The 6,435-nt window shown below is 59.2% G+C and carries 5 protein-coding genes and 1 pseudogene; 1 reads left to right on the forward strand and 5 read right to left on the reverse strand.

Annotation, left to right across the window (positions count from 1 at the left end; genetic code table 11):
* Positions 1-2: 2 nt before the first annotated feature.
* The 5 genes from ACKVY0_RS04550 to ACKVY0_RS04570 all read right to left on the reverse strand — a co-directional run bounded on the left by ACKVY0_RS04550 (position 3) and on the right by ACKVY0_RS04570 (position 5,238).
* Entirely contained in the window at positions 3-614 is a 612-nt protein-coding gene (locus tag ACKVY0_RS04550; protein WP_409213607.1) for a nucleotidyltransferase family protein, read from the reverse strand.
* A gap of 47 nt (positions 615-661) precedes the next feature.
* A complete protein-coding gene (locus tag ACKVY0_RS04555) occupies positions 662-1,939 on the reverse strand; it encodes a DNA polymerase beta superfamily protein (protein WP_409213608.1) in 1,278 nt (425 codons plus the stop codon).
* Positions 1,940-2,035: 96 nt separating this feature from the next.
* The gene (locus tag ACKVY0_RS04560; protein ID WP_409213609.1) at positions 2,036-3,208 is read right to left on the reverse strand and encodes a hypothetical protein; all 1,173 of its coding nucleotides are present in this window, start codon (positions 3,206-3,208) and stop codon (positions 2,036-2,038) included.
* Positions 3,209-3,283: 75 nt separating this feature from the next.
* Positions 3,284-4,042 (reverse strand): TSUP family transporter, encoded by a 759-nt coding sequence (locus ACKVY0_RS04565; RefSeq protein ID WP_409213610.1) that lies wholly within the window; start codon positions 4,040-4,042, stop codon positions 3,284-3,286.
* A gap of 185 nt (positions 4,043-4,227) precedes the next feature.
* Positions 4,228-5,238 carry a sugar phosphate isomerase/epimerase family protein gene (locus ACKVY0_RS04570; protein WP_409213611.1) on the reverse strand — a complete coding sequence of 337 codons (1,011 nt, stop codon included), beginning with the start codon at positions 5,236-5,238 and terminating at the stop codon, positions 4,228-4,230.
* Positions 5,239-5,456: 218 nt separating this feature from the next.
* Between ACKVY0_RS04570 and ACKVY0_RS04575 the strand changes: the two are divergent.
* Positions 5,457-6,435, forward strand: a pseudogene (locus ACKVY0_RS04575) (aminopeptidase); the annotation flags it as partial.

Genomic DNA, 6,435 nt, shown 5'->3' on the forward strand with positions numbered 1-6,435 from the left:
TTTCAGCCCTCTGGGTCATCTAGGATAATTTGCAGGCGTGCAGCGAGTTCTCCCGGAAAGCGCCCAGTCCAACTTTCGCCGATGAGGCCAACGGAAAGCAGATCGCGGAGATGCATGCGGTCCTTATCGCGGAAGGAGATGAGCTTCATGCGCACGAGATCCTGCAAAGGCACGAGTGCAAAGCCTTCGCCGACTTCGGTTTCATGCAGTTCGGGCGTGTTCTCGATGGCATCCGGCACGGGTTTCTCACCGGCCCAGAGTACATGCACGGCGTCTCGCACCTTGGCATCAGGTCCGTCGAGGAAGACATCCATCGCGCCAGCTTTGCCGAGCGAGGCAATACGCCGATACACGAAGCCGGCGGCTTCGAGAGCTTCGCGGGCTTTCTCAGCGTCTTCGCGGCGCAGCAGGATGTCCACGTCACGCGTGTTTCGCACCGCGCTTTCATCCACACGTGAAACCCAGGCTGCAACGGCATTGCCACCGACCACGGCGTAATGAACGCCGAGTTTTGCCAGCGCGGCGGCTGCGCGTTCGAGGCGCTGTCTCACGTCGTCGATGCCTTTTGCCATGCGTTGCCAGGTTACGGGTTGAAGAGCGATTGCGGTGCTCATGGTCGAGTGATAGTCGCTTCGAGCAGGGGCGGCAACATGTTCTGCCGTCATGACTCTGTCAGTTCCACTCGATACCCATCCGGGTCAGTGATCACGGCGCGTTTTCCCCATTCGGAAGGTTTTGGCTCGGCGAGGATCGAATCTGGACGCGATTGCCTTATTGTTGCCACCGCCTCATCGACGGAAGGAACACAAAAACCGATGCGCGTGCCTTTTGATGCTTCGAGTTCGTTGGAGAGTGGATAGAGTTCAAAAACGCCCTCTGGCGACTCCGCAGCAAAATGCTGTGGCCCTTTGCCATGTTGATGTCGCCGGAATTTGAGGCCGAGCAGGCGATAAAACGCAACGGATCGCTCCAGATCAGCGACCCGGAGCACCACAAGCTGAAGCGAGGGCAAGTTCTTGGTTGATGTCCGGCTCTTTTGAGTCCTCGCCTCCACCAGCAACTCATTCGCCGCCTCGTAGTCCGGCCTCTCGGGTAGCTTCGTGTCTGCCAGCGCCTGCTCAAAGTCATGATGCAGTTCCTGCCGCCAGGCATCGACTTTTTCCCAGCTCAGCTCGCCGCGTTTGACGGCGAGGAGTTGGTCGCGGCGGGCACCGACGTGGACGTGGACGCGGCCTTCGCGGAGCGTGGCTGCACCAGTCATGAGCAGGCGGAGGAGGTGCATGGCGTGCTTCCAGCGCACCTCGCCCTGATTGCGAAGGTCTTGCTCGATCTTCTTGAACTGGCTCAATGCGTAACCGTTGAAGGTCTGGAAGATCATCTGGGACAGGAACTTGTCGCGAATGGCGAGGAGTTCGCTGCCGATGGGCGTCACCTTGTCCACGAGCGGCGAGTAGAGGCACTCCAGAATGTTGGGATTGGCCTTCAAGGCCATGACGAGGAACTTTTGCAGCTCCCAGTAGCAGCTCTGCGTGGCGTTGTCCTCAAACTGCTCCGGTGCGCCATAGAGCGACCAGTGCAGCTCCGCCGGAGCGAGGTAAATGCCGCGCAGGTCGGTGTCGGAAGCGTCGGTGTCGAGGCCGTAGGCTCGGGAGCCGACGATGCAGCGGTAGATGACGTGTTCTTCGAGATCGAAGTCGTGTGCGCCAGCGGGCTCGAGGCGGTCTTTGAAGTGTTTGAGCACTTCGAGTTCCTCTACGAGCAACGAAGCCTCAAATCCATCCGGAAAACGCACGAGATAATGCTGTTCGCCACCACAAGGCGTGCGTGTCACAATCCCCACCGCTCCACATGGATGGACGAGCGCGTTGTTGCTGCCATGCACGCCGACCTTCGTGACGATCTGCGTGCCGGCGTGAATGTTGAGCGGCTGATGAGACATGATGGCGATGCGCGATAACCGGAGGTCAGGCTTCCAGCCTGACGACGGTCAGAGGCTCAAAGGCGGGACGCCTCGATCCGCGGACAGGCAGGATGCCTATGCTCCATCAGCCAGCGCATCCAGCAGATACTTCGACGGCTGGAAGTGCTCGTTGAGGACGGTGATCTTGCCATCACGGAACATGCGCGTCTGCTTGATGTCGAAGTTCGGTGTCTTGTGCGGCGCGAAGAGGATGTCGTCGTGCGTGGCGTTCTGATGGCGCTTGAACTTCTGCGGTGTGATGTGACCGCCGAGATGATCGTCGCGTCCAGTGGCGAGGTGGCAGGTGCCGAGCACTTTTTCGTCCTGAATGTCCGCGCCGGACACGGGAAGCACCTGCGTGCCGAATCCAAGCTCGCCCAGCACGCCGGTCATCGGATCATCGGCGAGTTTGGTGTTGTGCTCATCAATGGTGCTCTGTTTGCCTTCGATGAGTTCGGCTTTGATGATGCAACCGCCGGTGACGGTGAGTTTGCCGAGTGTGCCGTCCTCGTATTTGAGCGGGAAGGTGCCCTCTGCGCCGGTGGGAACGAAATATACCTCGCCAGCAGGCAGATTCGCGATGTCGGGCGTGTCGCCCTGGCAGAGGCCGTGGCTCTTCTGCGCTTCCTGTCGGTTCAATTCGAGGCGGACGGTCATGTCGGGTCCGTTGGCGACGGTGAAGTCGATCTCCACCCAATCCGCCCGCGTCATGGCGCGACGCAGCTTTTCCGCATCGACGCTGACCTCTTCATAATCGACGGCAAGGCCGGAATTGAGGATCACATCATTCACGCCATGCAGCGTGGCTCCGCGGAAGCCGTACTGCTTCGCAAAGGCCGTCAGCGGCGCGGTGGCGCTAAAAGTGGAGATGCAGAGGATGATGTCGAAGTTCGGGTAGATGTCCTTTTCGAGGCTCAGTTCCTTGCCGCTCATGTCCACGCACAGGTCGGGCATGTCGAGATTGCTGCCGGTGGTCTGCGTGTAGGCATACATTTCGCCACCTTTGAGCACCAGTTCGTCAGCGACGCCGTTTTGTAGGCCGAGATGAAAATTCTCATACGCCTGGCGTTGCACCGCACGCGCAGGATTTTTCAAGAACGCGTGATCCTTGGTCTCGGCGAGATCCGGCAGGTCGATAAGGATGCAAATTTTACGCCCGAAGGTCGGTTTGAACACGGTGCCGAGCAGGCGGGCGAGATCGAACTTGGGAAACTGGCGGCCTTGGGCCGAAGACTGAATGGTTGGCATGGGAGCGGCGATCATAGGCATTTGAGAGGGTGAGGCAATTACGGCCTGCACTTTCATGCCGGACGCCATAAATCCTCATCGCACGCCAAATTGGTCCCACAGCAGTTTGATCACCATCGCGAAGACGACGGTGATGAAAATGACACGAATGAACGGCGCACCGTGCCGAATCGCCATGCCAGCGCCGAGTCGCCCACCGATGAGCTGCCCGGCGATCATGGCGAAGGCGATGGGGTAATGCACGCGGTCTGAAATCACGAAAACCAGCAGCGACGCCATGTTGCTCGTGAGATTCACGACCTTCGTGAAAGCGGTGGCGCGTGTGAGTTCGAGTCCGAGCAGCGAGATGCAGGCCATCGCCCAGAACGTGCCGGTGCCAGGGCCGAAGAACCCGTCGTAGAAGCCCAGCACACTGCCTGCGAGACAAGCGAAAGCTACGAGGCTTAATCTCGCCTTCGCCGCTGTCTTCCCCAGCCCCGGACTGAGCAACACATACACCGCGATGCCCAGCAGCATCCACGGCACGATCTGCTTCAGCACCGCATTGCTCACCTGCGTCACCGTCCAGGTGCCGAGACAGGCAAACACGAATGTGATGAGCACCGTAAGCCGCACATCGGCCCACTTCACAAGCCCAGCCTTCGCATACTTCCGCACCGCCATCAGCGTGCCCCAGGTGGATTGCATCTTGTTCGTGCCCAGTGCCATCTGCGGCGGCAATCCGGCCCATAACAAAGCCGGCACTGAGATCAAACCGCCACCACCGGCGATGGCGTCGATGAAGCCGGCACTGAGCCCGGCGAGGAACAGAAGTAGCAGTGTTTCCCAAGACATGAGGTGATGCGGTTGTCATACGCGCAGGTTGCGGCCTGCTCAATCGGCTTCATGCGAAGCAAAGTAGCCATCAGCGCTTCGCGTGATGAGCCATGCGCTCTCGCCGAAACGACTCGGCGGGGAAAGTACGAGAGGTTGTCTCGATGGCGAAAGCCTCCAGCTCATCTCGCGGAGCGAGATGGCTACTATGCTTTGCGGCCGAGGATGCGATCCAGCGAATCAGAAGTCTGGTAAATCAGCGCCTCCGGGTAATGGGCATACGGATGGAAGTATTCAAAGGTCAGAAAGCCTTTGTAGCCGGTTTCAGCGAGTGCGTCGGTGACGGCAGGCCAGTTCGTGGTGCCATCAAGCAGCGGACGAAAAGTTTCGAGGCTGAAGTCGGTGCCTTTCTTCGTGAACTCCTTCAAATGGACGTTCTTCGTGCGTTTGCCGAGCACTTTGGCCCAATGCTCGGGGAACTGGAACATACTGATATTTCCCGTGTCGAAGTGCACGCGCACATGGTCGCTACCGATTCCGTCCACGAAGGCATTCATCTCCATCGGTGTCATGAGGTAGCCGTTGAAGAAGATGTTTTCGATGTTCAGGCAGACTTTGAGTTTCTCCGCCTGCTTCGCGAGTTGTCCGACTGCCTCACGCGCACGCGCATCACACACATCATTCGCCACCGGCTCGTGATCCGTGCGCCAAGGAATGTGAACGGCCCCAGGCACGACGAGCACATTCTCCACACCGAGATCATGCGCGCATTGAGCGATCTTTCCGGCCAGCTCCATGCCCTGAGCGCGTTTCGCGGGATCATTGCTCGTCAGTGGATAAGGCCAGAACAGGAAGGAGCACAACCCGCTGATCTGAATGCCGATGTCGTCCGCCATCTTGCGGATGGCCTTGTAGTCCTGCGTGCCGTGCTTGGGCGAGAGGTCGTTGTCGAGATCGTAATTCAGCTCGATGCCGTCGAATCCGGCGTCTTTGGCGAGTTGCAGGCACTCCCGCAGCGTCATGCGCTCGGGATACGGAAAGGCCCAGAGGTTGATCGACTTGAGCATGTCGTATTTCTTCGTCGATCCACGTCGTGCATCGGGCGTGGTGGCTGGAGCGGCACGCGCTGGCTCAAAAGCAAGCGCACTGAGACCAACGGAGGCGATGGTGGCTTTGAGTGCATCGCGACGGGAGATGAAGTCAGGCGGAGGAGTCATGCCGCCGATGCAATCAGAAGCGCGAGGCGGTGGCAAGAGGGTTTATCGTTAGCCAGAGCCCTGAAAGGCGCGATAGCGTCCTGGAGTGCTCCAGTCCTCTGGAGCTTTTCGCAGGCCTGGAGACGCTCGAAAGCGCCGGAGGTCCGGCGCACTCCAGGACGCTGCCGCGCAATAACGCGGTGCTTGCCATTTCGTCATGAATCGGAACAATGCGCACCATGAAACCCGCCCTGTTTTTTTTGTCCGCCGCACTGCTCGCCGCTGCCGAATCCGGTGCTCCCGTCGGCAAGTTTCAGCAACTGGATCAGACGGTGCCAACGCCTTCGGCACAGCGCATTGCCTCCGGGGCACCTGGATCGGCTTACTGGCAGAACACGGCGGACTACGACATCGCGGTGGAGCTGGATGATGTGAAGCGCACGATCACGGCGGAGGCGACGGTGACGTATCACAATGCCTCACCGGATGCGCTGGAGTATCTGTGGGTACAGCTCGACCAGAATTATCTGTCGCACAATGCGGACTCGCGGGCCGCGCCGAACACAAAGCGCGGCATCGATCCGAGCAAGATCACCTATTCGGCGCTCGACCGGCTGCTGACCTATGAGACTTACGATGGCGTGATGAAGATCAGCAAGCTGACCGATGGCAAAGGTGAAGCCCTGCCGCATGCTGTCGTGAAGACCATGCTTCGGCTCGATCTGCCTCAGCCGCTAGCGGCAGGCGCGGATTTTGTCTTCAAGATCGCGTGGAGTTATCCGATAAATGACTGCAAGCACCTGAATGCGCGCACGGGTTACGAGTTCTTCGAGGAGGACAAGAACTGCATCTACACCATCGCGCAGTGGTTCCCGCGCATGGCGGCGTACACCGATTACGCGGGCTGGATCAACAAGCAGTTCCTCGGCACCGGCGAGTTCACGCTCGAGTTCGGCAACTACACCGTGCGCCTCACCGTGCCGGACGATCATCTCGTGGCGGCGACGGGCGCGTTGCAGAATGCGGAGGCCGTTTTGAGCGAAACTCAGCGTGAGCGGCTGAAGAAAGCTCAAAGTGAATTGAAGAAGCCCATGTTCATCGTCACGCCGGAAGAAGCGAAGGCAGCAGAGAAGGGAAAGCCGAAGGGCAAGAAGACGTGGGTGTTTCAGGCCGACAAGGTGCGTGACTTTGCCTTCGCTTCATCGCGCAAATTCGCCT

Source organism: Prosthecobacter sp. (genome assembly GCF_046154365.1).
Classification (GTDB): domain Bacteria; phylum Verrucomicrobiota; class Verrucomicrobiia; order Verrucomicrobiales; family Verrucomicrobiaceae; genus Prosthecobacter.

What these genes read in the sequence shown, in the direction of transcription:
- ACKVY0_RS04560 (WP_409213609.1), bottom strand. Translation starts at nt 3,208, where the DNA reads ATGCCAACCATTCAGTCTTCGGCCCAAGGCCGCCAGTTTCCCAAGTTC.
- ACKVY0_RS04565 (WP_409213610.1), bottom strand. Translation starts at nt 4,042, where the DNA reads ATGTCTTGGGAAACACTGCTACTTCTGTTCCTCGCCGGGCTCAGTGCC.
- ACKVY0_RS04550 (WP_409213607.1), bottom strand. Translation starts at nt 614, where the DNA reads ATGAGCACCGCAATCGCTCTTCAACCCGTAACCTGGCAACGCATGGCA.
- ACKVY0_RS04555 (WP_409213608.1), bottom strand. Translation starts at nt 1,939, where the DNA reads ATGTCTCATCAGCCGCTCAACATTCACGCCGGCACGCAGATCGTCACG.
- ACKVY0_RS04570 (WP_409213611.1), bottom strand. Translation starts at nt 5,238, where the DNA reads ATGACTCCTCCGCCTGACTTCATCTCCCGTCGCGATGCACTCAAAGCC.